This is a genomic window from Methanobacterium lacus (genome assembly GCF_000191585.1).
GTDB lineage: Archaea > Methanobacteriota > Methanobacteria > Methanobacteriales > Methanobacteriaceae > Methanobacterium_B > Methanobacterium_B lacus.
On the sequence record NC_015216.1, the window covers coordinates 319872 to 345701 of the forward strand.

Sequence of the window (25830 nt, forward strand, 5' to 3'; positions counted from 1 at the left end):
AGAACTATAAATAATTGTGATACGTCTTTTGTTCCTTGAATATTTTTGGATTTTGAATAACTCGTTACTTTAATAATATGTCACATGCAAAACGCGCATAATAACATTCAGCCATGATATGTTTATCATTTGGGCTAATAAGCTATTTAAAAGCCGTAACTGTAATTATCAATTAACATGATTGCATATATGTTTACTCAAGAAATGCCTCTCCAAAAGAACATAATAGGATCGAGTATTTAATTTTTATTATTAATCAAACTTTGCCTATGTGAAAATTTCATAAACCATGGTTGAGTAGGGTGGATGGATATCCATCCCACAACAGATCAGGGTTCATATTCTTCGGTGAATGCTGAGGCATACAACCATGCCAAAGCTCTTCCAAAGAATAGATAAAGATAGGGATAAACAATCAAGGTGAGTAATAACCATCCAAGTAGAGGTATCATTGCAATTATAGTTCCAGCTACAAATATAGTTATACAAATTATAATCATGGCCACATACCAGATTATCAAGTCAACCCATCCTATTTCCGAAATAATCGTTAATATATCTCCAATTTTGAATGCAGATCCCAAATCTCCATTGTGAAATGCCATGTTTCCAATTCCAACGGTCATTATTGGATAAATAATTAAACTGTAAATTGCTGCCAACACTAACCCTACAGCAGCACTTCCGCCAATTAAACTGTAAATTAATGTGGGGTTAAGTGTAGTGGTAGGATTTAAATTACTGAAGGAGTGCAGAGCCATGGCGAATGCGAAGATAGAGTAGATTACAAGGATCATTGCAGGTAACATGTAAATTATGTGAACCAAGAACAATTTAATCCCATCAACCAACATCTCTCCCCATTCCTCAAAATCTGGAAGATCTTCAATACCAGCTAAAGAAGCCTTAATTACCCTAAATACATACCCATATAACAAAAATAACGGTACAATCAAGAAACTAAACATGAATAGTAATCCTAAGATTATAACGTTCTTCCAATTTGTTGAAGGGTACTTCATGGAATCAGAAATAACATACCCTATATCCAAATTCAATCACCTCATTTTTTAGGGATCCATGATCCTTTTAGGTAATATTTCTGGATTCAACTAATATAGTTACCCAGATTTAGTTGGAAATATGGATGTTTAGATAGAAATTGAAATTAAAATAACTCAGCATCCGCAACAATCAAAAAAAAAAATTAGGAATTTTGTATTTATTCTATTAAAGGTTCTTCAGCAGATGTTTCCATGGCTTCAGAGAATAGTAAACCGATTCCACGAGCCTCGAACATTATCAGGTAAGGTAGGATGATCAAAGGCAGTAGTATGATACCTATGATGATGAACATGGTAAATACCCCTATCATCACTCCAATTGCTGCTAGAATCACAATCACTATGTATGTGATTATGTATTTTCCCCATCCAATTGTGGCGATAATGTCAAGAATTTCACTGAATCTAAATGCGGTTCCTAAATCTCCATCATTGTATGCCATGTTGGCGATTGCCATTAGCTCAATTAATCCAATAATCACTGCTATAATAAAGAATACAATATTACCTAATATAAATGCGAGAGCATAACCTGTGCCAAGACTGGTTACTGCTGCGGCTGAATTGCCACCTGTTACTAAACCAACAATTGCTGATAGTATCCATACAGGGATGGCATATACAAACCCTACAACAAAAACCTTAAGACCATCAACAAACATGTCCCCAATTTCATCAAATTCTGGGAGTTCATCAATTCCAGCCAAGGTTGCTTTAATAATTCTGAACATGTACCCTAATACTAAGAAAAAAGGAACAATCAGAATTGATGCTATGGTTATAATTCCCAAGATCAGTACTTTCCCCCAACTTGAGGAGGGATACTTGATTGAGTCAGATATTATATCTCCAACATCCATTTTTTAAACCTCCGTTATTTTGGCTTTTAGCCATTTATTTTTTATGGATTCGATCATTTATAAACCATTGAGTTTAAAAAACCAGCACTTATGTCTTGGTAAATGTAAAAAGATTCAAATTTGTGAACTTTACAGTTCACTTTTGATCAGATTTCAAATTTAAAATAATTTTTTTGAGTTCAATTATCCCTGCATCGGTTTTAAGGGATGTGGGACTAAAATGAGTCTTTGAAACGAAGTAACCCCCATCTTTAAGTTGATCCATAATTTTCTGGAGGGGCGGAGCACCAATCTTCAGATTTTTGCATACTTTATGGATTTCATAGAAACTTACAGGTGCCCTAGACTCTGATAAACAAGTTTCTAATAATTTGATTGCTGCAGGTTCTGTGTTGAGTTCCAATTTTTTAAAGTTCTCTATCATTGAACTCACAAACTCAGGGTCGTACATATCTCCACACCATAATGGCCCTCCAATCAGGATATCCCCGCCACATATGGGACATTTATCAGAAATTATTGGTGCTAACCCTTTGATAACCATTCTATTCATGCAATCTCTGCAGTGTGCAATGTAACCCAAAGCTTTCAATGAGTTATCAGTATTTTCTCCACCTTTGCCCACTGTGGCGTAGATTCTCATGTAATGTTCTGTGCTGTGGGAAAATTTGATTTCAATGAATTTTTTGTACTTGGCAAATGTTCTAGCAACAAAACCTGCTAGTATTCTAAGACCATTTTCATGACAATACTCTGTTTTAAGAGGAACAGCACTGTATTTACGTATGCACGGCTCTGTGTAAGTACCACAAAGAGCAGAAGTATCTGTGGCAGTTACACATATCATGCCTCCTGATCTAATGCTGTGGGCTGCAGAGTCAACAAAGTATGATGGAGTACCAAAGGGATCCAGATCAACAACATCAAATTGTCCCTTGCATTTTCTGAGAATGATATTGGCATCTTCGTTACGTACATCAACCCCTTTAAGCCCGTTTAAATTCACATTTTCCTTGGCAAACTCAACTGCAACAGGGTTTAGATCGTTGACTACGGCTTTTTCAACCCCTTCTATTTCTTTTACATATCTTATGCCTCTTATACCAGTCCCACCAAATGTATCACATACTGTGATGTTGTGATCAACTGTTTCACTGAAAACAGTGAGCGCTGCAACAGAAAGATCTCTGTTAAGCTCCATTACGGGATTGTAAAAAACTGGAGCCTTGGATGAAATTTTTTCATACTCTGGGACCTTGATTGAAACTTTACCTTCATTGATAACTTTACTTTCCATACTACACCAACATAGATTATACTAATACAACAGAAAACTATCATTATGATATTTGTGTTAAACATATAAAAAAATTTATTAAGCACACTTCAAACATTATTACTCAGCTTAAGTGGAGGACTCGTGATGTCGAACATAGAATTTTTAAACAATGCTCATTTGGGAAAAAACAAACCAATGAACTACTTCCTGACCATAGTCATCACCATATTTGGAGGATCCATTGCAGCTATAATTTTCATCATTCTATTGATGTTCATATATCTATTTATTCCTGGAATTAATGCACAAACCCAATTCGACAATCTTGGGGCCAACCCCCTATTATTATTGATGTTAGTAGGTTTAGTGTACGGACTGTATGCCATGCTTTTTTATTTATGCATCAGGTTCATCCACAAAAAGAATTTTCATATTCTGATAAACACTGGAAAAAAGATTAAATGGAAAAGGATCCTAATAGGAGCTGCTCTCTGGACAGGAATTATGGGCGCCTTCACACTACTTTCATTAATTTTTCAGGGGAACAGTTTATCCATCAATTTTGATTATCCCTCATTATTTTACCTTATAATTTTAAGCTTACTTGTATTTCCATTACAGGCATCATTCGAAGAAATATTCTTCAGAGGTTACCTCATGCAGGGAATTAGTTTGATCTTCAAGAAACCTGTAGTTTCACTAGTTCTCACAACGGTCATATTTGCAAGTATACATTACTTCAATGGAAGCAGCATAAGCAACAGCATTTCAATAGTGATATCTGCCATGATACTGGGGTTAATGCTTGGTGTAATAGTTTTAGGAGAGAATGGTCTTGAAACTGCGATTGGAGTACATATTGCAAACAACTTCTTTGTTGCAGTAATTTTAAACTCTTCCGACTCTGGAATGGGAAATTTACCGTCGCTCATCACAGCACAATCAACAGATCCCTATTCTGGAATACCCTTACTTCTCCTGATGGCATTAATCACACTAACGATACTGTTTTGGAACAAAAAATCTAATATTTCCAGAATATTTCAGGGGTAACTTGAATTCCATGAAAAATATAGATGAATATATGACTTGTTAACACTATTTTTATATGGAATTAATTTCCAAATTTAAAATTAAATGAAAAAATTATGATGAAATTTTATTTTAATTAAATCCAGCGTATGATGGAAAACCCGAGGGAATTAATTAATTTTTTCTACATACAAATTTTATGAGTGATAATATGATACCAATTGCCAAACCAATCATAGCAGATGAGGAAATAGAGGAAGTCGTAAATGTATTAAAATCAGGGTTTATTGCACAGGGGCCTAAAGTCGCAGAATTTGAAGCTAAATTTGCAGATTTTGTAGGGGTCACACAAGCAGCTGCTTCAAGTTCGGGAACAACTGCACTTCATTTAGCCCTTCTTGCAGCAGGAGTTGGACCAGAGGATGAAGTGATAACGACTCCATTCACATTTGCAGCAACAGGAAATTCTGTGCTCTACGTCGGAGCAAAACCAGTATTTGTGGACATAGACAGGGATACCTACAACCTAGATCCTGAAAAGATAGAAGAAGCAATCACAGAAAAAACCAAGGTAATCATACCAGTCCATCTCTATGGTCAACCTGCAGACATGGATCCAATTAACAAAATTGCAAAGGACAATGGTTTAACTGTGATAGAAGATGCTGCACAAGCCCATGGTGCAGTTTACAAGGGTAAAAAAGCAGGATCTATTGGAGATATGGGCTGTTTCAGTTTCTATCCCACGAAAAATATGACCACCAGTGAAGGCGGTATGGTAACAACCAACAACGCAGAATTGGCAGAGATGGTACGAATTTTAAGGGCCCATGGAGAAAGTGAACGTTACACACATGTAACACTCGGATATAACTTCAGAATGACAGATATTGCCGCAGCCATCGGGGTGGTGCAACTAAAAAAACTTGAAAAATTCAATGAACAGAGAATCAAGAACGCTAAATACTTATCTGAGAAAATTGATGGTATTGAAGGGATCAAACCCCCATACGTGTCTCCAGATGTGAAGCATGTATTCCACCAGTACACCATACGGGTGGATAAATCCAAAAGAGATGAATTAAAGGAATTCTTAAATGAGAATGGAGTTGGAACAGGTATTCATTATCCAAAACCAATTTACCAGCAGAAACTTTATATGGAACTTGGATTCACAGCATCGTGTCCTGAAGCAGAATCTGCTTCTCTGGAAGTTCTTTCGCTACCAGTACATCCGTCGCTGGAAACAGAAGATCTAGATACGATAGTATCTGTTCTGGAAGCTGCATCTAGCAAGTTTCTCTGATCTTTCCTTCTTTTTTTATAATCCCACGACATTAACTGCTTAATTTTTTATTCACAGAACTGACTTTATCTGATATGGTGCGATTAGAATCTCTCCTATCGTCAATTTTCACATTGGTCGAAACTCTTTCAGCCCCAACAGCAAAAACAGCTTCATGTGCTTCTTTTATTGCATCGAAAACTAAACTAATATCTTCTGACTCTAACAATGTGCCCATACCTGTTAACTCATATTTTATTCCGTTTTTTTCAAGGGCCATAACAGCTGCGGCCACATAGCTACTTAGACTGGTATTTGGTGTTCCAATGGGGATTATAGTTATTTCTGCCGTTATCATAGTTCTATATATGTTAATGATAGCATATATTTTTTCATGAAGATCGATGGAGATGCTTTCAACCAGAGGATAATTGCAGGTGCCAGGGAGGTTATAGATGAGTACAAGCTAATAGATCCCAATGAATTAGTTGTGGTTGCATTATCCGGTGGAAAAGACAGTGTTTTGACCCTTCATATCCTTGCAGATCTTATGGGCGAACTTGAATTTGATCTTGTAGCAGTTTCAATTGATGAAGGTGTAGCTGGCTACAGGTCTGAAGGTGTGGAGGCTGCAAGACTTAATTGTGAAAGTCTTGGAATTAAACTGGTTGAAGGATCATTTAAGGATGAATTTGGATTTAAACTGGATGATCTGCATGGGATGTATCAAAGTTCCTGCATTCCATGCGGTGTGTTCAGAAGACAGCTTTTAAACAAGATTTCACATCAATTAGGTGCTGATAAACTTGCTACTGGCCACAACCTTGATGATGAAATACAATCGTTTTTAATGAGCCTTGCAAAGGCTGAAATCAGAAGATTTTACAAGTTCGGCCCAAAATTGGACAAAATCCATCCAGACATGGTACCAAGGATTAAACCCCTCTGGAAAACTCATGAAAAGGATGTGGGTATATGGGCAGTTCTTAACAATATTGAAGTCCATTTTGCAGAGTGTCCCTATTCAGCAACTTCGTTGAGATCCAAAATAAAGGGATATTTAAATCAATTAGAAGAAAAAAGGCCAGGAACTAAACTATCCATGTTAAAATCATTCTCTAAATCGTTTAAATTTGAAAAAAAAGATGTTCAAATGGGTGTTTGCAGTCTGTGCGGTGAACCATCATCTTTGGATGTTTGTATGGCTTGTGAAATGATGGCAGAAATAAATGATCGTATTAAATGAGATTTAAACTGTTTATCTTATGATTTTGGTGATGGTACCGACACCTTTACTTCTTCCCTCTCGAAATATCAGTTTTTGACCTTCCCTTACATAGCAGGGTCTGTATTTAAATTTCATTTTAACCTTGCCTGTATCACCTGCAGCCATGTATCTAGTTTCAATTGGTTCAAATATCATGGTTTCAGCAATGGTTTCGATGTGGGCGATACATTCGTAACCCTTTTTAATGGTGGTGGGATGAACAAGTATTGCCACATCTGCCTCGAACTCTCTGACTGCATTAACAGGATAATCTGTTCCGCAGAGTATCATTCCACGTTTGATATCATCCACCTCTAAACCTGTTATGGATATTCCAACTATTTCACCAGCTTCTGCAACTTCTTTTCTGTAATGATGCATTTCCATGGATTTTGAGCTGGTTTCAATAAATTTACCAGTTCCTTCAGGACCGATTAATAATTTGTCCCCTGTAGTAATTTTTCCCTGTCTGATCGTACCACTCACAACTGTACCCACTCCCATAACCGAGTAAATTTTGTCTATGTACATCATGAATGGTTTTTTCAGGTCTTTGCCATTGGATGGTACTTTTAGTTTTAAAAATAGGCGGTCAAGTAGATCTATACCTTCACCAGTAACTGGTGAAACCTTTAATATGGGTACAATATGGTTTTCCATGTTTTGTGCAACGAAATCTGCATCTTTCAATGTATTTACCATGAGGGGTATTCTTCCAACCAGTTTTATAAGGCCAAATATCTGTTGTTTGACTTCTTTTATCTTTTCTGGTTCTACTTTATCAATTTTGGTCATGGTAATTATAACTGGAAGGTCCATGGCCAATATTATGCCGAGATGTTCTTTGGTTATATGTGTCGGGCCTTGGATTGCTGAAACTACCACGAGTCCGTAATTTAATTTTTGGCCCACAATACCCCTTATGGTTGTTCTAAGCCAAGGTTCATGGCCAACAGTATCCACGAATGAAACGATCTTTTCGCACTTTTCAATTAGTTTAGATTTTTCATTATTTTTTAAGGGATTTTTGATGCGAACAGGTTCATCTTTGCAAAATCCATAAACAGCAAACGAAAGATCTGCAGACAGCCCCCTTTCAATCTCATGTTTCTGCACATCCAAGAATATTCTGGTACGCCCTGCTCCGTTATCAAGAGATCCTGTTGTTAAGGTTCCGACCAGTGTGCTTTTTCCATGGTCTACATGACCTGCAACACCAACCAGCATGTGTTCCAATCTATTTTTTTGAGGTTTCCCAATCCTCACCTTTGCAACTGTACCATGTTCTGCTTGATGATCTTCGATGTCTAAAATTTTTAGGCCAATTTCTTGGGCTATGTTTTCTAAAACAAAAAGAGATTCTTTGTATTCTGATTCTGGCAATCCAATTAAATGGCCTTCATCATGAACTCCAATAAAATAAATGGCTTCACCCTCGCCCATTTCCATCCTGTATTTCATTTGTGATGCAAGGTGAAGTTTACGGTCTGTTTTAAGATGATAATCTACATTAAGATGTTCTTTAAACTCTATATTATCTCTTTCGCCGTGTTTTGTAATATCGTAGATATTATTTTTCATGTGGTTTAAAAATTAACGTTTGTTAGGAACCTTGTCTGCAGTGGTAAATATTGCCCCTCCATACTTCTCTTCTTGAAGTTCTCTTACCTTATCTGATGCTTGTTCAGCTTCTTCAGTCATGGCAAGAATTCTCCTTTCTTTAACCTTAAGGGTTTTACCACAAACACATTTTTTAGTTGCTGTGCCCTGCTTAGAGTAAACTGCCCTTCCACAGTCGCACCTGAAAACGATGTACATTTTTTTTAACCCAATCTATAATTTGATATTTTTACCTTGTTTAATTGTATGAAACATATTTATAAATTACTACTGAATTTTTTTTAGTTTGACCTACTGTAAAGATCATACTGACTAAATTTTACGGTTCTTTAAGGTTGTTCCCACCAGCTTCGTGTTTAATCAGAAAGTAAAACCTACTTCCCAGGGATGTTGCACTGAAAATGATGATGGTTGCGGTTAATAACGTATTAATCCAATTTGATATGAATATTAAACTGATAAATACGGTTAAAAATAGGAAAGAACCATAATATTTACCTACTGGATCGTAAATTGGAACTTTGAATCTTGATGTGACTATGAACTGAACAAACATGAACGTGAAAAGGATGATCAACCAAGCAGGATACAATCCAACAATACTGAAAGCTGAAAATGCCGCTAATATCCATATAAAATCTGCGAAAACATCGAAGTATGCTCCTTGAGATGTGGTTGTGCCCAATTTTCGGGCGGTGTAACCATCTAATCCATCTGTCACAATTGTTAAAAGAAATATGAATATGGAGTCTAGCTGGGAAAGATTCAGTACGCTGAAAAAGAATATTGGTGCCAGAAGAATCCTTATCGAAGTAATTAAGTGTGGAAGTTTATTTTTGTGTTCTGAAATATTTGGGGACATAGTAATGCCTTAATATTTTTTTACCAACCTATTTACCCTCCAAATATCTTGCCAAACAATGGGAGCACTACATTGGGAATTGTTAGGAAAAGACCGATAGACGCACCAATATTGGTGCCCACAACAACGAGGAGTACCCTAAACAGATTATTTCCCCAAAGTTCTCTGAAGCTGTCAACCTTTGAAATTTCAACTGCATCGTCCATGGATATATGTCTCATTTTAGCTTCAACTATCCCTGAAAACCATCCTGCAGCGAGAAGTGGATGTATAGTTGTTAAGGGGGCAACAACGAACGCGGTTATTGCAGAGTATATCTTTGAACCTGATAAAATGCATCCTAAAAAGCTGAAAGTTCCAGTCAATAAAATGAAATTTATGATGCTTGTCTGGACGTTGATGCCGTGAAGGATGGCCAATGCAAAAATAATTACAAAAACCAGTGGAATCGAGTAGAGAATGATCTTTCCAATGGGTATCCTGGATTTTTTAAGGGTCAGAAGGTCTTCTATTGGGGGCAGCTCTTCGGGATGTTCCATGTATCGAGTGATTCCCTTTTTATGGCCTGCCCCAACAACGGCCACTACACTTTCATTGTTAATTTCAAGAAGCCTGTGGGACATGTAAGCATCCCTCTCTGAAACAAGAACGTCGTAGGCTTTGGGAGACATTTCTTTGAAGTATTCCATGACTTCTGTGAGTTCATCACCGTCTTTTATACTTTCCACATCATCAATTTCTTCGCTACTGAAGAAGGATGTAATGATCCCATATAAAAATTTGGCCTTTTCAATCCAGCTCATCTTTTCAATGGCTCTTTTCAGAGTCAGGCTTATATCCCTATCAATTAGTGCCACATTTGCACCAATTTCTTCTGCTGTATCTACTGCAGCAAGCATTTCTGATCCTGGTTTTACACCCAACTTGTCACCAATCTTTCTCTGCATATATGAGAGGAACATGCTGACAAGGAAGATGCTTAGTTTGTCTCCTTTTATGATCTCCCTGAGATTTATGTCCTGTTTTTCTTGACCGTTCCTTTCTGCCATCATATTTTGAAAACGGTTAAGATCAAGTTCTACAGCGACTACTTTGGGTTGATTTTCAATTATAGCAGCTCTAACTTCTTCGATACTTTCTTTTGATACATGGGCTGTACCAATAAGTTTCAAATTTTCTGGTGCCATGGTGTCACACAATTAATTTTTATTATAAAAAAATCGATTTAATTTGGTTTGTGATAATTCAAAATATTCAATAGGAATTTCTCAACTAAAGTGCATACTTCAACTAAGTATATAAAACTTTCATTGAGCTCCAGTTATACTTCCATTTGCATATACTGGTACATGGTCATATAAGTTGCGTTTCAAACAAAAATTCACATCTTCGGACAATCCAAGTTCACCAAGTCTTCTGGCGGATCTGGAATTTTTTACAGCATTATTCACCATATTTTCATTTAAAGAAGCCATATAAGCTCCCATGGCATTTTCATCCAAATTATGTTCTTGTAGATGGCTTATGATTTCTCCAGCTCCCAAATAATCTTCAATTGCGAATCTTCCCTCAACACCAGCCATAACTAGTTCTATATGTGAACTGGCTAGATTCAAAGCTTCTTTTGCAACTGCCCTTGCATTAACAAATGATCCTATCAATATTTTGGCTTTGATCCCTTCCATAATTCTAGTTCCGTTACTGGTTGTAATTACCAGCACATCTCCATGGAAATTGGAAATTTCCCTGGGAGAATTTCCCGTATCAAAACCTTTTATGGCAGCTCCACGCCTTTCTCCAGCTAAAATAGCATCATATTTTTTTGCCAGGTACTGGGCATCATCAATACTCTTGACAGGAATGATTTTCCCAAAATTTTGGGCAGCGACAGTAATTGTTGTGCTGGCCCTGAGCACATCAACTACCACTGCAACATCTTCAGAATATGAACTATCTAAACTAAGTGAAACCTTCATAAAATCACCAAAAATAGAATTAGAGAAAAAATAGTTATTCCATAAGTCTATTAAATTTTTTCAGCAAATGCAAAACGCCTTCTAACGGATGTTATTTTGACCTTAACTTCGTCACCAACTTTTGTATCAGGTACAAACACGACAAAACCTTCTACTCGGGTAATGCCATCTCCCTCTTTACCAACATCTTCAATTTTAACGTCGTATTCTTCACCCTCTTGAATGGGGGCTGTTTTTGGGCTTTGATCCATTCTGAACAAATTCTTCACTTCCTCAAACCTTGCTAAATAGGTTTTAGTGTATACTTATTTTGTATAATTTATTATATAAATCTTTGGAGATTCAGTTTAATTTATTCCAGAATCCCAATTAGGTTGTTCAGTATCATTGGATTTAATTTTTGAATCATTATATCGCGAGTATTAAATCATATTAAATACAATTATATACTGTTAAGGAGGAATAAAGAGTTTAAGATGAAGATCGTTACAACTCCCATGTGTGAAGATATTTTAAAGCTGGCTGGTTTGAAGGAATATCAAGTAAGTTTGAATCCTGATTCTACTGATGCAGATATAGCGGTTGTGCTATCAGAAACAAATACTGGCATGCAATCCATTAAACTTAAATTAAACACGTTTAAACAGATACAAGAAAGTATTGAAATTGTTCAGACTAAGTTGGGCACAGGAAGCATTGGAGAGGGATCATCAATTCAGCTACCCCATGGGGTTAATACTCGAAATCGAAACATAAAAGTCAAGGTTTATTCAAATTTTCTTAGGGATATTGTTGAGGATATGGGTTACACAGTGGTAAATGGAAACGAACACCATGATTTTCTGGTTTATCCAGATTATATTCGGGATGAGATTCAAGGGGAGCTAGATTCTATGGGCGAAAATTATGTTGAAATAACTTCACATAAAAACAGTCCAATAAATCCAGTTAAAAGGGCTGAACTGAGATACAAACTTCTGGAGAAAAAATTATGTATGAAACACTGACATACACGGGCGGAATTCACAAACACGAGGAAATGACAGAGCTTATTGAAGATCTTGGAGGATTTGTTCTTCAGGAGAACATTAGTCAAATGGATCTTGTTTTGACACTTGCAGTTCCAATCGAAGATATTGATAAAATTGAGGATAAGGCCAAGGAACTTCTAGGATCAATAAAAATTGCTCCAATGGCAGGCACTGAAATTGCAGTAGTTTCTCCAACACTTGCACGTCAACATCTTCCCCACTCAGCATGTGATATTTCAGAGTACCTTAGAAGGTACGGAGCAAAGGATAACATGATTGGACTTTCGAGGGGTGCTGGAAAGGGCATATCCAGGATATCTGAGGATGAAAAGAAATTGATAGAAGAACATGATCTTGCTGTTTTTGCACTGGGAAGTTTTAGGGAATGTATAACCAATAAAACTCATCTTTTCGAAGACATAGAAATACCAGTTGTTGTTACTGGTGCTCCAGATATAGATCTTGATGATATTCCTGGTGCGGATGCTTATGTATCTGGTTTAGGGAGAATACCTCGCAGATTGAAAAGAGGAGAGAATATAAGGGCCCTTAAAAAATTGGTTGAAGTTATTGAAACTATTTTTGATGAGAAAAGGAGGGAAATTCTTTTGGATCCTCCGATTGTTCCACCTGTACTTGTAAAACGAGAGATTGAAAATCAAGTGGAAGCAATTGCTGAAGTTTACTCGCCACTACCAGTTGTAAGCCAGTTGATGGGTGTCAGAGTTAAACTCGACTACGATGAATACCATCAAGAGATTGAAGATGTGATGGTGAGTGATCAAAGGCTTGGCGACATATCAGAGGTTGTTAAATCTAAAATGTACGGTTACACACTCGTAAGACTTCTTTCTGAAACATCTATCATTTAGATTCTATATATTTTTTAGAGTGTTGGGGAGTTTATATGCGCACGATAATCAGATTTGCAGGGTTTATGTCATTTTTTTTCCTGGGATTTTTGGCAGTTAACTACACCATATTCTATGGTACCTACACATTGTTTGGTGTTGAACCTGGACTGGGTTTTTACACCTTACTGGTCATAGCTGCAGTTTCTTATCCCTTGGCTGCCATGATAGAACGTGTAGTTTCCAATAATTATACTAGGATCTTCTACACAGCTGCATCATCTTGGATGGGAATATCATTTTATGTGCTTACATTCATGGCAGTATACTGGATACTATCTATTTTCATAAAGATTCCTGGTGAAGCAGCTGGAACGATAATAATTGTATTATCTGCCCTATTAAGTGGATACTCGCTTATAAACAGCAGCCGTATCGATATTAAACACGTGAAAATTCCATTAAAGGGTCTTGAAAGGCAAGTTAAAGCAGTTCAACTATCTGATATCCATATCGGTTCAATAAGAAATTCTGAATATCTGGAAGAAGTAGTTGAAAAAACCAATAAACTAGATCCTGAGGTGGTTTTTATCACTGGAGATATGGTTGATGGAAGTGCAAGACTCCATACCCACACATTCAATGCAATTAACAAGCTTAAAGCTCCGGTATTTTTTATTATGGGCAACCATGAAACTTATGAAGGATTAGATGAGGTGCTTCGAGTTTTGAATGGGGTTAAAATGAAAATATTGAGGGATCAGAAGGTTGAATTCAACGGGATTCAAATTATTGGGGTTGAATACTCCTTTGAAAGGAATCATATGAAAAATGTGCTTTCGAAAGTTGACTTAGATCCATCAAAACCTTCAATAGTCCTATATCACACTCCAACTGAACTTGAAGCAACTGCTGATGCTGATGTGGGACTCCAGCTTTCGGGCCATACCCATGCCGGTCAAATGCTGCCATTCAATTACCTCGTTAGATTGATGTTCAGGTACATGAATGGGATATATAAATATAAAGACACTTACCTCTATGTTTCACCAGGAACTGGAACTTGGGGGCCTCCAATGAGGTTAGGTTCAAGATGTGAAATAACAGCTTTGGATCTTGAAGCTTCCAAGCCTAAAACAAATCCTAAAGAAAGTTTGATGAAATACAAAAAAATAAATCAATGGCATAGTAAAAAATTGCTTGAAACTCAGAAGTAGTGAATGAAAGAAATAGGGGAATAAAATTCAATTAACAATCCTTTCGGGTTTATTTTTTTCTCACTCCAAAGAAATTAATGGCTTCAATAAGGTCTTCAAAGGCTATTAATTCTTTTTTAAGCACATCTTCTCTACTCAGAGTACCACTCATTTCCCCATCCACCGATAATTTGTCAGGTCCCCTGGCAACTATTCTATCAACACCATCCTTGCTTAAAATATTTTGAGCAACTTTATCGTGTATTAAAGCCCTGCCCGGTATTATAACAGTTTCCTTAAGCTCAGCAAGATCAACACCCTCAACATCTTCCTGAGTTATTAAACAACCAATATCCTGATCAACAGGAACAACGTTTATTAGTTCATCGGCACCTATCATTCCAACAATTTTTTTTATGTAGGGTGCAGCGATGTTACTTGATAGTACAGTTGCTTCAGACTGAACATCAGTTAGAATTTCCAAATATTCACTATTTTTTTCCTTAGAAATTGCAAATGGGGTGTCATTTTCAGGATCACAAAGAGGAGTTCCTGTAACCCGTAAATTAAATTCCTTGTTAATTTTCCTGACCAGAGATTCAAATTCTACCAGTGTGTGTGGAACAACATCCTTCAATATGGGTTCATTTCCCAATATGAGACCTTGATTTCGGAAATTTGCAAATCTCATTAGTATAAATGCCTTTGCACCCCAATCTTCAAGGTTGCTGCAGGTTTCATACAGAACATCTCCGTCATTTACCCCGGGAACTATTACTGAAGCAGCATGTACCTCTGTATTCTCACAAAACAATTTAAGGGCATTTAAAGATTCTCCCTTTGTGGGGTCTTTAACCCAAGAATCCCTAAGTTTCTGGTCTGTTGAAAACACTGTGAAGGTTACTTCATCCACTCCCAAAGAAATAAGTTCTTCAGCAGTTTTAGCACTGTCAAAACCCTTTCCACTGGTATAACCAAGATGTATGGGAAGATTGTACTGGTTGAGTCCGGAAGCAAGTTCTAATAGATGGGGATAACAGCTCACATCCCCTCCTCCGCTGATGTTTGCCTTCAAATTGTTGTCACGTATTTCGCTCATCATTAAAGAATTTTGAACAGAACCCATGACCATAAACGGGTGCATAAACTCATTTCGAGTTTCCCTAACTCCTGTGGAGCAGTTTTCACAACCCACAGTACCTGGAGTACAACTTCTGCATCCTAATGGATCTTCTCCAGTTACTTTTCTGAAATAACAATATTTGCAAAATCCTCTGCAATCTTTACCGGGTATTCCACCTACATCTGCTATTATCTGCATGTTAACCACTTCTTTACCCATTAAAATAAGTAATTTTGTATTTAGAAATCAGGAAAAAACAATATAAAAACTAAAAAAATAATGGGTTATTGTAGCATATATATTTTTCTAATTGAATCAAGAAGAAACTTTAATAACATATAAACCCATAAATGCAGTTTCGTATATCAAAAGGTACCATGGGGAATATCCCCAATGTGAACAGATTCTATCTGGTCACGAATTTGACTTGGTGCACTAAATTGGTGTACATGAATGCGTAGGAGGGAAAAAATGGCAAAGTTTGATGATAAGATCGACTTGTACGACGACAGAGGAAATCTTGTTGAAGAACAGGTCCCGCTAGAAGCCCTAAGTCCATTAAGAAACTCAGCGATTAAAGCAATCGTACAGGGTGTTAAAAGGACTGTAGCTGTAAACCTAGAGGGTGTAGAGAACGCTCTTAAAACCGGTAAACTCGGTGGAGGCAAAATCTTAGGTAGGGAACTCGACCTTGACATAGTGGCTAATGCAGAAGCTATTGCAGCTAAAGCAGCTGAAATGATACAGGTAGAGGAAGGCGACAACACAAACGTAGAATTATTAGTAGGTGGTAAAAGGGCTCTTGTCCAGATTCCACAGGCACGATTTGATGCCGGTGCTGAATATTCAGCCGGACCACTGGTAACTGCTTCAGCATTTATCCAGTCCATAATTGACGTATGTGATGTAAGCATGTACGATGCTAACATGGTCAAAGCAGCAATTCTTGGAAGATACCCACAGTCAGTAGATTACATGGGTGGAAACCTAGCAACCATGCTTGACGTACCTCAGAAATTAGAGGGACCTGGTTACTCCTTGAGGAACATAATGGTTAACCACGTGGTAGCAACAACCTTGAAAAACACCATGAACTCAGCAGCTTTATCAAGTTTACTTGAACAGGCAGCAATGTTCGAGATGGGAGACGCAGTAGGTAAATTTGAAAGAATGCACTTACTTGGACTCGCATATCAGGGAATGAACGCAGACAACATAGTCTTCGACCTTGTTAAAGCAAACGGTAAAGAAGGAACTGTCGGTTCAGTCATAAACGACATGATCGATAGGGCCAAAGAAGACGGTGTAATCGGAGTAGAAAAAGACTTAAGCGGATTCAATGTCTATGGAACAGATGACATGGCTAAATGGAACGCTTACGCTGCAGCCGGTATGATGGCAGCAACTATGGTCAACCAAGCAGCTGCAAGAGCTGCACAGGGTGTTTCATCAACACTTCTATACTACAACGATATATTAGAGTTCGAAACTGGATTACCTGGTGTAGACTTCGGTAGAGTTGAAGGTACTGCTGTAGGATTCTCTTTCTTCAGCCACTCAATTTATGGTGGTGGAGGTCCTGGTATATTTAACGGAAACCACGTTGTAACAAGACACAGTAAAGGATTTGCTATACCATGTGTGGCAGCAGCTATGTCCTTGGATGCAGGAACACAACTGTTCTCCCCAGAAGCAACCTCCGGATTAATTAAGGATGTATTCAGCCAAGTAGACGCGTTCCGTAACCCACTTAAATATGTGAACGAAGCAGCGATCGACTTAAAAGGTAAACTCTAAATAAAATCCACCCTTGGGGGTAAAGAGACATATGGACATCGAGATCTTTCCGCACAGATTATTAAACCCAGAAACCACAGAGAGTCTTTTAAATGCTCTTGATGAAATAGATGGAGTAAAAACAATTGTTCTTCAAGGACAAAGGCTTCCGCCAGAAGCCATAAATTCGGATCACACTACTATAACTGTTAAAGGTGAAGAAGTAGATCTACAAGTCAAAACTGGTAGAGTGTTAATGGAAATTGACACTGAAGACACTATAGAATTAGTAAGACAGAAATGCGAAGAAAATCTGTCTTTTGGATTCAACGTTCACGTTGGTACCTTTATAAGGAAACAAAAGACCGTTTCTGATAAGATAAAATATGGCGAAGCTCTTGAAAACGTACCTGATGAAATGGTAGGTTTAACGGATCAAAACGCCCTACTCAGCGAAAGAGCCACGATACTCAAAAGGAAAGAATAGAAATGATCGGAAAAGCTACACACGTTGTTGACTGCAGAGAAACCATGGGAATGGGCGAAGGAGGAGGAATAGCCCAAAGAGGAACATTTGCAGAGTGTGGAAGTGAAGTTTTAGCAATTGCAATGTCTCCAGGTAGGAGGCACATAACCAAGCCAGTCTGTGAAATAACCTTTGCACTGCGCGAAGCTAACATCCAGACCAGCACACTTGTATTAAACGCAGGAGCTGGCGTACCTCAGGATGCACCATCTGCTGGCGCAGGAAGTTTATTTGGACTAACTCCAAAGGAGATAGAACAGATAAAACGATTCCGCTTGGTAGTAGTACATCTTGGTGGTGTGAGACATCACATCATCTACAAAGCCAGACTGATTTTAAGACATGTAAATCGGCCTTGTGTTGTGATTTGCGAATATCCTGTAGATTTTGAAGATTTTGCTAAAATTGGTGTAAAAACCAGATCTGTTATGCCCAACGAACCTAATACAAAAGGTGAAATTGTGGATATCATTAGTGGCGTCATTAGAGGCGAAACATGTCCCCAAGACAAATTGGATGAGATAATAAGGAAGGTAAAGTTAGCATTAGGAGGTGCATGAACATGGCACAATACTATCCCGGAACAACCAAGGTTGCACAGAACAGAAGAAATCTATGCAACCCTGATTACGACCTCGAAAAATTGAGGGAAATTTCAGACGAAGATGTTGTAAAGATATTAGGTCACAGAGCTCCCGGTGAGGAATACCCAAGCGTACACCCACCACTGGAAGAAATGGACGAACCAGAAGACGCAATTAGAGAAATGGTAGAACCAGTTGACGGTGCAAAAGCCGGTGACAGAGTTCGATATATACAGTTTGCTGACTCAATGTACTTTGCTCCAGCACAACCATTCGCAAGATCCAGAGCATACTTATGTAGATACAGAGGATCTGACGCAGGTACATTATCAGGAAGGCAAATTATAGAAGCAAGGGAAAGAGACCTCGAAAAGATCTCCAAAGAACTTCTTGAAACAGAATTCTTCGACCCTGCAAGAACAGGAATTAGGGGAAAGAGTGTACACGGACACTCATTAAGACTTGACGAAGACGGTATGATGTTTGATATGGTCAGAAGACAGGTCTTAAACAAAGCTACCGGAAACGTCGAAATGGTCAAAAACCAGATTGGTGACGAATTAGACGAACCAGTCATATTAGGAGAACCACTGGAAGAAGCAGTCCTCAAAGAAAAAACAACCATTTACAGGAAAGATGGTGAAGCATACAAAGACGACACTGACGCAGTAGAAGTACTCCACAGAATACACGTAACCAGATCCAACGGTGGATATGGTCCTGAATAAGAAGGAGGTGAAAAAATGGCTGAAAAGATGTTTATAGACGCTTTGAAAAAAGCATTTAAAGAAGACCCAACCGATGATAAAACCACTTTCTACAACAAAGGCGGATGGAAACAGTCTGAAAGAAAAAGGGAATTCGTTGCAGCTGGTAAAGATATTGCAGCTAAACGTGGAATCCCAATGTACGACCCAGACGTAGGTACACCATTAGGACAGAGAGTTTTAATGCCATACCAGGTTTCCACAACTGACACATTTGTTGAAGGTGACGATTTACACTTTGTAAACAACGCAGCAATGCAGCAGTTCTGGGATGATATCAGAAGAACTGTTATTGTGGGTATGAACACAGCTCACATGGTTATTGAAAAGAGGTTAGGTAAAGAAGTTAGCCCAGAAACAATCACCAACTACCTAGAAACTGTAAACCACGCTATGCCTGGTGCAGCGGTAGTTCAGGAACACATGGTAGAAACCAACCCATACTTGGTGGCTGACAGTTACGTGAAAACTTTCACAGGAAATGATGAAATTGCCGATGAAATCGACCCTGCATATGTTCTAAACATTAACAAAATGTTCAATGAAGAACAGGCAGAAGTCCTTAAAGCTGAAGTTGGAGACGGTATTTGGCAGGTTGTCAGGATCCCAACCATAGTTTCAAGGACATGTGATGGAGGTACAACCTCAAGGTGGTCTGCTATGCAGATCGGTATGTCAATGATCTCTGCTTACAAACAAGCAGCAGGGGAAGCCGCTACTGGTGACTTCGCTTACGCTGCTAAACACGCAGAAGTTGTTCACATGGGAACTGCACTACCACAGAGGAGAGCAAGAGGAGAAAACGAACCAGGTGGAATTCCATTTGGTTACTTAGCTGACATATGTCAGTCCTCAAGAGTTAACCCTGAAGACCCAGCCAAAGTTACTCTGGACGTAGTTGCATCCGGAGCAATGTTATACGATCAGATCTGGCTCGGTTCTTACATGTCAGGAGGAGTAGGATTCACTCAGTACGCTACAGCAGCTTACACCGACAACATCCTTGATGACTTTGTTTACTACGGTAAAGAATACGTCGAAGACAAGTTCGGTATGACTGAAGCACCTAACAACATGGACACAGTCCTTGACGTAGGTTCTGAAGTGACATTCTACGCACTAGAACAGTTCGAAGAATACCCAGCACTCTTAGAAACCATATTCGGTGGATCTCAGAGGGCATCCATAGTTGCTGCAGCAGCTGGAGCTTCAACTGGATTTGCTACAGGAAATGCACAGACTGGACTTAGCGCATGGTACCTTTCAATGTACCTGCACAAAGAACAGCACTCCCGTTTAGGTTTCTATGGTTACGACCTTCAGGACCAGTGTGGTGCATCCAACGTGTTCTCCATAAGGAACGACGAAGGATTACCAGTGGAAATGAGAGGACCTAACTATCCAAACTACGCAATGAACGTGGGACACCAGGGAGAATACGCAGGTATTGCACAGTCTGCTCACGCAGCACGTGGAGATGCATTTGTATTCAACCCACTGGTTAAAATCGCATTTGCTGATGATAACCTAGCATTTGATTTCTCAAATGTCAGGGCAGAGTTTGCAAAAGGTGCTTTAAGAGAATTCGAACCAGCAGGAGAAAGAGCTCTTATTTCTCCAGCTAAGTAAATAGGTGTTACGCAAACACCTATTTTTTTGTATTTTTTAAAAAGAAGGAGGAAAGTAATATGGACCCTATGATAACAGGATTAGGTATTGTTGCTCTCATGGGCGCAGCCGCAACCATTGCAGGGGCCGCAGAGGACTTGGAATCTGATGTAGGTTCTATGAGTAACCCAAACTCACAAGTTCAGCTGGCACCGCAGATGGGACACCTTCACAGGATGTTCAACAAGGCCATATCAGGAGAACCCGTACAGATGGGTACACTTGCTGGTATAGCTGGTTCAGTGGCATTTGTTCTTATGAGTTCAGTACATCTACCAGTTATAATGTCAATAGCTGCAGGTGGATTTATTGCAGCATTATTCCATTCTGCATTTGCAACAACATCTTACTTAGGTAGGATTGTAGGACAATCTCAATTTGATCAACCAGTTTTCATGGATGTTATCACTGGTCACTTAGGACCAATAGCAGCCCATGGATTTATCGTTACATTTTGTATAGTAGGATTATCATATCTCATGACTTTACCAGTTCAAGGATTTAATCACCCATTCCCATTACCGCTACTCGCAGTTCTATGGGGTATTACCATTGGTGCTATAGGATCATCCACTGGGGATGTTCACTACGGTGCTGAAAGGGAATACCAGACTTATCCATTTGGTGGGGGTATACCTGTGGCTATCCACGGTGATATCACAACCATGTCTGAACTGGGACCAAGAAACTCAATAGATGTTGTACATTTCTGTGCGAAATATGGAGGACCGGTGACAGGATTCTGTTTTGGACTAATAGTATTCTTCAGTTTCTGGACAACAGTAGTTTTCGGACCAACTGGAGGAGTTATAGCAGGTCTTGTAATAGTTTTAGCAATTATAATCCTCAACAACAGAATCGAGCTTTTCGCACGAAATCAATATGGACCATACAAAGAATGAGGACTAAGGAGGTTTAATGATGGATCCATTATTATTAATAGGAGCTATATCAGTTGGAGGACTTCTAATTGGTGGAGGTGTACACTTCATACCAGTAGGGGGAGCACCAGCAGCTATAGCAACAGCAACAGGAGTCGGAACAGGTACCGCTATGCTCGCAGCAGGTGGAGGTATGACAGGACTTATAGCAGCAGCCGCAATGACAGGACAGCCACTTTGGTTAATCCTTGCTTCAGGTGCTATAGGTTCCATGCTCATGATCGGAATCACCATGCTTGTAGGTAACTTCATATACGTATGGGGTGTGGGATGTGTACCAGCTTCAGCTAAGGTTGAATACGACCCTATAACTAAATACGAACAGAGTAAATATGTTACATCGGGTACAGAAGGCCACGGAATTCCAACAGTATGTTTCGTCAGTGGAATCATTGGAGGAGCATTAGGTGGAATTGGTGGAGGTTTAATCTACTGGGCCCTGTACGAAGGATTATCAATACTACCTGGATATCAACTATCTGCTTTATTAGGTGGAGGAGTATCTCTAACTGCTGCTACAGTTGCAGCAATATTTGCTATTGGTGTTTTCTTCATCAACGCAGTAGTTGCTTCATACAACATAGGTGGTACAATTGAAGGTTTCCACGACCCTAAATTCAAGAGGATACCTCGTGGAGCATTAGCATGTTTAATTGTATCCATAGTGACAGGTTTAATAGCAGTCTTATTGCTTAAAGGAGGTGTCTTCTAATGTCAGCAGCAGGAGGAGGCGAAGCATCAGTAGCAATCGCACCATCAAAAACAATTGCTCTTGGAGTAATTGGAGGACTCGTAGGCATATACGCAACACCATTTAACCCAGTACTAGGACCTTTACTTGCTTCACTTGGAGCAGTGTGTGCTATAGTATGGGGTGCAGACGCAATAAGGAGAGTAGCAAGCTACGGTCTCGGAACAGGTGTTCCATCCATAGGATACATGTCATTAGCTATAGGTATAATAGGTGTTTTAGCAGGACTTTCCGGTGCCATTATGATTGGGCCAACATACACACTCATAAGCCCATTGTTTGCATTTGCAATCGCAATGATTTTAGGTGGAGTAGTAGCAATCATCGGTAAGAAAGTTGTTGGAATGAAAATACCAATACTTGTACAGTGTACCATAGAATTGTCAGGTGCAGCAGCACTTTCAGTTCTAGGATTCTCAGCAGCAATTGCTGGAAGCTACGCAATGCCAGCTATACTGGCATCAGTTGTATCAACTGGTTTCATAGGTCTACTGTTCATTTTGAACACAATGGCTATTCAGCACCCATTCAACGCATGTTTAGGACCTAACGAAGATCAGACCAGGACATTGAAACTTGCAGCAACAACTGCATTTATGTCAATGGCCATAATTGGGCTGCTCGGAATAGGATCTCACTCATCATGGTGGGTTATATCTGTAGTTGGTGCTTTAGGATGGTTCATATCAATGAGGGCATTCCTAACAGATTCACTAGAAAGTGCAGCATCAGTTAAATGGTCTGGACTTTGGCCTAAAGAGGACGAACAGTAAGGAGGAAGCAAAATGGTAGAAATGTTACCTTTAGTAAAAGTAGCTCCTGAACTCAACCTAACACTAGATCCTTCAACTGGTATAATTGGAGCATCTCTAGGTAGAGAAGTCCTAATTTTATCCATGGACGATATAAACGAGCAAATAACAGAATTAGAGGCTGCAGCGGACGATATAGCTAGCGCCCTAGATCCATCCACAGTATCACCTGGTGCCTACCCTGGAAGGGAAGGAGTTTACGCCACAGCTGGTAAATTAACCAACATGGTATATGGATTCGTACTTGGGCTAGTACTGCTGGTTGCCATATTATTATAGGAGGTGTTAAATTGGCTGATAAAAAATCACCCGCAGAAGGATGGCCTGTAATAAACGGTGACTACGTAACCGGCGATCCAGAGAGTCCTGTAGCTGTTGCTACTCTTGCTTCTCACAACGAACAAATTCCTGTGGATGCAGGAGCTGCAATTGCAGGACCATGCAAAACCGAAAACCTCGGAATAGAAAAGATGATCTCAAACTTAATATCCAATCCAAACCTAAGATTCCTAATATTATGCGGAGCTGAGGTTCAGGGACATATTACAGGTGAGAGTATTAAGGCACTCCATGAAAATGGTGTAGATCCTGAAAAAAGAAGTATTGTAGGTGCCCCTGGTGCTATACCATACATCGAAAACGTACCTGACGCAGGATTGGACAGATTCAGATCCCAATTCGAAATAGTAGATCTGATCGATGTCGAGGACGCAGCAGCGATCCAGGCAAAAGTCAAAGAGTGCATCGAAAAAGATCCCGGAGCAATTGAAGAAGAAGCAATGGTAATAGAGATTGAAGAGGAAGGCGAAGAGGAAGAAGGCGAAGAAGTTCGTCCAGTAGCTCCCGAAACAGCCTTAATAGAAGCTAGGATGCGTACCATTCAGAGTGAAGTTAAAGCTGTAGGTTCCATCCAGAGGCAATTCGCAGGAATGTACGCAGGAAAAGTACAGGGAATTGTCGTTGGTCTAGCTTTCATATTGACTCTTGGAACAATACTATTGCTAAAATAACGGGGGTTTTTAAATGATATTATCAAACAAACCTAATGTTAGAGGCATAAAAAGTACTGTAAAAGATATCAAATATCGTACCGGATTAATTGGTAGGGATCAAAGGTTATTTGCAGGACTCATTACTACCAGAGTTTATGGTATGGCAGTGGGATTCATATTTGCACTTCTCCTTGTGGGTCTACCAGTAATTTACAAAACAATGGTGGGGGCATAAGTATGGCAAAAGATAACGTTATACCACGTGTCATTGTCTCTGCAGATGAGTACAACAAAGCTAACGAGAGATTAGATGACATTGAAGAAAAAGTAGAGTTCAACCACGGTGAGATCTCTCAGAAAATGGGTCAACAAATAGGAAGAGACATTGGTATCTTATACGGTATCATGATTGGTCTTATAATTTTATTTGTGGCTTTCAAAGTTGTTAAAATAGGAGCTATCCTATCAACATTTGGTGGAGTCTAATTATAGGAGGATTTAAGTATGTTTAGATTTGACAAAGAACAGGTTGTATTAGATGTTGCTGGCCTCAAAGTAGGTGGACAGCCAGGTGAATACCCAACTGTTTTAGCAGGAACCATCTTCTACGGTGGACACAAGATTATTAGTGATGAAAAAGCAGGAACCTTCGACAAAGATAAAGCTGAAGGTTTAATAAAAATGCAGGAAGAAATGGCGGACGTAACCGGAAACCCACATATTGTACACACTTTTGGTGCAACACCAGAAGCTTTAGTAAAATATCTGGAATTTGTCGGAGACACAACAGACGCACCTTTCTTCATTGACTCAACATCCGGAGAAGCCAGGATGGCTGGAGCAAAATATGTTACAGAAACTGGTTTAGCTGACAGGGGTATATACAACTCCCTGAACATGTCTGCTGATGAAGAAGAACTTAAAGTTCTTACTGAATGTGATATTACCTCTTCCATTGTTCTTGGGTTCAACCCAATGGAAGCAGGAGTAGAAGGTAAAATCAACATCTGGGACAATGGTGGAAGTGTATTAGACAAAGGTCTGCTTGACATGGCAGCTGACTGTGGAATAGACAAACCATTCATGGATGTAGCAGTTACACCATTAGGACAAGGTGCAGGTCCTGCATTAAGGACTTCCTTTGCTGTTAAAAGCAAATGGGGATACCCAGTAGGTAGTGGAATCCACAACGTGCCATCTGCATGGGACTGGTTAAGAGGCTACAAAAAGGAAAACAGAGAAGTATGGCCTGTTAGTGACATAGGCTCCAACCTACTGCAAGTAGCAGCTGGAGGAGACTTTGTCCTCATGGGACCTATAGAAAACGCCAAAATGGCATTTACAGCAGTTGCAATGACCGATATGTTCATGGCAGAAGCTGCTAAAGATATAGGTACCGAGCCAATAGAAACCCACCCATTCAACAAACTGTTATAATTGCAGTTTGTAATGGCGACAATGTCGCCAACTTTCTTATTTTTTTTTAAATTCAATATAACGTCATTTTAATTATAGACCTTGTTCAACACCCATAAATTTCAAAGTCATCTGTAAACTATCTATAACG

General features: G+C 39.0%; 30 protein-coding genes. 19 read left to right on the plus strand and 11 right to left on the minus strand.

All coding sequences use genetic code 11. From position 1 onward, the window contains the following. Window positions 1-329 precede the first annotated feature (329 nt). The 3 genes from METBO_RS01705 to METBO_RS01715 all read right to left on the minus strand — a co-directional run bounded on the left by METBO_RS01705 (window position 330) and on the right by METBO_RS01715 (window position 3221). A complete protein-coding gene (locus METBO_RS01705) occupies window positions 330-1052 on the minus strand; it encodes a DUF4013 domain-containing protein (RefSeq protein WP_013643935.1) in 723 nt (240 codons plus the stop codon). Window positions 1053-1222: 170 nt separating this feature from the next. Beyond that, complete coding sequence (locus tag METBO_RS01710; RefSeq protein WP_013643936.1) at window positions 1223-1924, minus strand: DUF4013 domain-containing protein; 702 nt, start codon at window positions 1922-1924, stop codon at window positions 1223-1225. Between the two features lie 136 nt (window positions 1925-2060). Further along, window positions 2061-3221: a tRNA (guanine(10)-N(2))-dimethyltransferase gene (locus METBO_RS01715; protein WP_013643937.1), complete on the minus strand. Its 1161-nt coding sequence runs from the start codon at window positions 3219-3221 to the stop codon at window positions 2061-2063. Between the two features lie 126 nt (window positions 3222-3347). Between METBO_RS01715 and METBO_RS01720 the strand changes: the two genes are divergently transcribed. After that, window positions 3348-4256: a CPBP family intramembrane glutamic endopeptidase gene (locus METBO_RS01720; RefSeq protein ID WP_013643938.1), complete on the plus strand. Its 909-nt coding sequence runs from the start codon at window positions 3348-3350 to the stop codon at window positions 4254-4256. 178 nt (window positions 4257-4434) lie between these two features. Then, a complete protein-coding gene (locus tag METBO_RS01725; RefSeq protein ID WP_173319764.1) occupies window positions 4435-5541 on the plus strand; it encodes a DegT/DnrJ/EryC1/StrS family aminotransferase in 1107 nt (368 codons plus the stop codon). Window positions 5542-5572: 31 nt separating this feature from the next. Here METBO_RS01725 and METBO_RS01730 read toward each other — a convergent pair whose 3' ends face one another. Beyond that, the gene (locus tag METBO_RS01730; RefSeq protein WP_013643940.1) at window positions 5573-5878 is read right to left on the minus strand and encodes an MTH1187 family thiamine-binding protein; all 306 of its coding nucleotides are present in this window, start codon (window positions 5876-5878) and stop codon (window positions 5573-5575) included. 36 nt (window positions 5879-5914) lie between these two features. Here METBO_RS01730 and METBO_RS01735 point away from each other — a divergent pair, with 36 nt between their 5' ends. Further along, complete coding sequence (locus METBO_RS01735; protein WP_013643941.1) at window positions 5915-6766, plus strand: TIGR00269 family protein; 852 nt, start codon at window positions 5915-5917, stop codon at window positions 6764-6766. A 12-nt stretch (window positions 6767-6778) separates the two neighbouring features. Here METBO_RS01735 and METBO_RS01740 read toward each other — a convergent pair whose 3' ends face one another. The 6 genes from METBO_RS01740 to METBO_RS01765 all read right to left on the minus strand — a co-directional run bounded on the left by METBO_RS01740 (window position 6779) and on the right by METBO_RS01765 (window position 11496). Then, complete coding sequence (locus tag METBO_RS01740) at window positions 6779-8368, minus strand: GTPBP1 family GTP-binding protein (RefSeq protein ID WP_013643942.1); 1590 nt, start codon at window positions 8366-8368, stop codon at window positions 6779-6781. Between the two features lie 12 nt (window positions 8369-8380). Continuing rightward, window positions 8381-8605: a DUF1922 domain-containing protein gene (locus METBO_RS01745; RefSeq protein ID WP_013643943.1), complete on the minus strand. Its 225-nt coding sequence runs from the start codon at window positions 8603-8605 to the stop codon at window positions 8381-8383. 121 nt (window positions 8606-8726) lie between these two features. Then, window positions 8727-9269, minus strand: a complete 543-nt coding sequence (locus tag METBO_RS01750; RefSeq protein WP_013643944.1) for a CDP-alcohol phosphatidyltransferase family protein — start codon at window positions 9267-9269, stop codon at window positions 8727-8729. 32 nt (window positions 9270-9301) lie between these two features. Next, the gene (locus tag METBO_RS01755) at window positions 9302-10456 is read right to left on the minus strand and encodes a TraB/GumN family protein (RefSeq protein WP_013643945.1); all 1155 of its coding nucleotides are present in this window, start codon (window positions 10454-10456) and stop codon (window positions 9302-9304) included. Window positions 10457-10576: 120 nt separating this feature from the next. Then, complete coding sequence (gene comB / locus METBO_RS01760) at window positions 10577-11245, minus strand: 2-phosphosulfolactate phosphatase (RefSeq protein ID WP_013643946.1); 669 nt, start codon at window positions 11243-11245, stop codon at window positions 10577-10579. 50 nt (window positions 11246-11295) lie between these two features. Then, entirely contained in the window at window positions 11296-11496 is a 201-nt protein-coding gene (locus METBO_RS01765; protein WP_013643947.1) for a TRAM domain-containing protein, read from the minus strand. 225 nt (window positions 11497-11721) lie between these two features. Between METBO_RS01765 and METBO_RS01770 the strand changes: the two genes are divergently transcribed. The 3 genes from METBO_RS01770 to METBO_RS01780 are packed head-to-tail and all read left to right on the plus strand — an operon-like array spanning window position 11722 to window position 14344. Beyond that, a complete protein-coding gene (locus tag METBO_RS01770; RefSeq protein WP_013643948.1) occupies window positions 11722-12252 on the plus strand; it encodes a hypothetical protein in 531 nt (176 codons plus the stop codon). After that, on the plus strand, window positions 12237-13148 hold the full coding sequence (locus METBO_RS01775; protein WP_013643949.1) for a methanogenesis marker 7 protein: 912 nt from the start codon (window positions 12237-12239) through the stop codon (window positions 13146-13148). The genes METBO_RS01770 and METBO_RS01775 overlap by 16 nt, the downstream gene beginning before the upstream one ends. A gap of 35 nt (window positions 13149-13183) precedes the next feature. Beyond that, the gene (locus METBO_RS01780; RefSeq protein WP_013643950.1) at window positions 13184-14344 is read left to right on the plus strand and encodes a metallophosphoesterase; all 1161 of its coding nucleotides are present in this window, start codon (window positions 13184-13186) and stop codon (window positions 14342-14344) included. A 49-nt stretch (window positions 14345-14393) separates the two neighbouring features. On the opposite strand, the gene mmp10 is transcribed toward METBO_RS01780, so the two are convergent. Then, on the minus strand, window positions 14394-15644 hold the full coding sequence (gene mmp10, locus METBO_RS01785) for a methyl coenzyme M reductase-arginine methyltransferase Mmp10 (RefSeq protein ID WP_048186312.1): 1251 nt from the start codon (window positions 15642-15644) through the stop codon (window positions 14394-14396). Window positions 15645-15917: 273 nt separating this feature from the next. Here mmp10 and mcrB point away from each other — a divergent pair, with 273 nt between their 5' ends. From mcrB to mtrH, 13 genes are read left to right on the plus strand one after another with little or no spacing between them, the layout of a single operon-like run. Beyond that, window positions 15918-17243 carry a coenzyme-B sulfoethylthiotransferase subunit beta gene (mcrB, locus tag METBO_RS01790; protein ID WP_013643952.1) on the plus strand — a complete coding sequence of 442 codons (1326 nt, stop codon included), beginning with the start codon at window positions 15918-15920 and terminating at the stop codon, window positions 17241-17243. A 31-nt stretch (window positions 17244-17274) separates the two neighbouring features. Then, window positions 17275-17709: a methyl-coenzyme M reductase operon protein D gene (gene mcrD / locus METBO_RS01795; protein WP_013643953.1), complete on the plus strand. Its 435-nt coding sequence runs from the start codon at window positions 17275-17277 to the stop codon at window positions 17707-17709. A 2-nt stretch (window positions 17710-17711) separates the two neighbouring features. After that, window positions 17712-18308, plus strand: a complete 597-nt coding sequence (gene mcrC / locus METBO_RS01800) for a methyl-coenzyme M reductase I operon protein C (protein ID WP_013643954.1) — start codon at window positions 17712-17714, stop codon at window positions 18306-18308. 2 nt (window positions 18309-18310) lie between these two features. Next, window positions 18311-19060 carry a coenzyme-B sulfoethylthiotransferase subunit gamma gene (gene mcrG / locus METBO_RS01805; RefSeq protein ID WP_013643955.1) on the plus strand — a complete coding sequence of 250 codons (750 nt, stop codon included), beginning with the start codon at window positions 18311-18313 and terminating at the stop codon, window positions 19058-19060. Between the two features lie 15 nt (window positions 19061-19075). Continuing rightward, window positions 19076-20728 carry a coenzyme-B sulfoethylthiotransferase subunit alpha gene (gene mcrA / locus METBO_RS01810; protein WP_013643956.1) on the plus strand — a complete coding sequence of 551 codons (1653 nt, stop codon included), beginning with the start codon at window positions 19076-19078 and terminating at the stop codon, window positions 20726-20728. 59 nt (window positions 20729-20787) lie between these two features. Next, a complete protein-coding gene (gene mtrE, locus METBO_RS01815; protein WP_013643957.1) occupies window positions 20788-21669 on the plus strand; it encodes a tetrahydromethanopterin S-methyltransferase subunit E in 882 nt (293 codons plus the stop codon). Window positions 21670-21688: 19 nt separating this feature from the next. Further along, on the plus strand, window positions 21689-22420 hold the full coding sequence (gene mtrD, locus METBO_RS01820) for a tetrahydromethanopterin S-methyltransferase subunit D (RefSeq protein WP_013643958.1): 732 nt from the start codon (window positions 21689-21691) through the stop codon (window positions 22418-22420). Beyond that, the gene (gene mtrC / locus METBO_RS01825; protein WP_013643959.1) at window positions 22420-23232 is read left to right on the plus strand and encodes a tetrahydromethanopterin S-methyltransferase subunit MtrC; all 813 of its coding nucleotides are present in this window, start codon (window positions 22420-22422) and stop codon (window positions 23230-23232) included. Before mtrD ends, mtrC begins: the two co-directional genes overlap by 1 nt. A gap of 12 nt (window positions 23233-23244) precedes the next feature. Further along, window positions 23245-23550 carry a tetrahydromethanopterin S-methyltransferase subunit MtrB gene (gene mtrB / locus METBO_RS01830; RefSeq protein WP_013643960.1) on the plus strand — a complete coding sequence of 102 codons (306 nt, stop codon included), beginning with the start codon at window positions 23245-23247 and terminating at the stop codon, window positions 23548-23550. Between the two features lie 11 nt (window positions 23551-23561). Then, window positions 23562-24281: a tetrahydromethanopterin S-methyltransferase subunit A gene (gene mtrA / locus METBO_RS01835; RefSeq protein WP_013643961.1), complete on the plus strand. Its 720-nt coding sequence runs from the start codon at window positions 23562-23564 to the stop codon at window positions 24279-24281. A 13-nt stretch (window positions 24282-24294) separates the two neighbouring features. Next, window positions 24295-24498: a tetrahydromethanopterin S-methyltransferase subunit F gene (gene mtrF / locus METBO_RS01840; RefSeq protein ID WP_013643962.1), complete on the plus strand. Its 204-nt coding sequence runs from the start codon at window positions 24295-24297 to the stop codon at window positions 24496-24498. Next, a complete protein-coding gene (mtrG, locus tag METBO_RS01845) occupies window positions 24495-24749 on the plus strand; it encodes a tetrahydromethanopterin S-methyltransferase subunit MtrG (RefSeq protein ID WP_048186313.1) in 255 nt (84 codons plus the stop codon). The genes mtrF and mtrG overlap by 4 nt, the downstream gene beginning before the upstream one ends. Window positions 24750-24767: 18 nt before the next feature. Further along, complete coding sequence (gene mtrH / locus METBO_RS01850) at window positions 24768-25700, plus strand: tetrahydromethanopterin S-methyltransferase subunit H (RefSeq protein WP_013643964.1); 933 nt, start codon at window positions 24768-24770, stop codon at window positions 25698-25700. The last annotated feature ends 130 nt before the right edge of the window (window positions 25701-25830 follow it).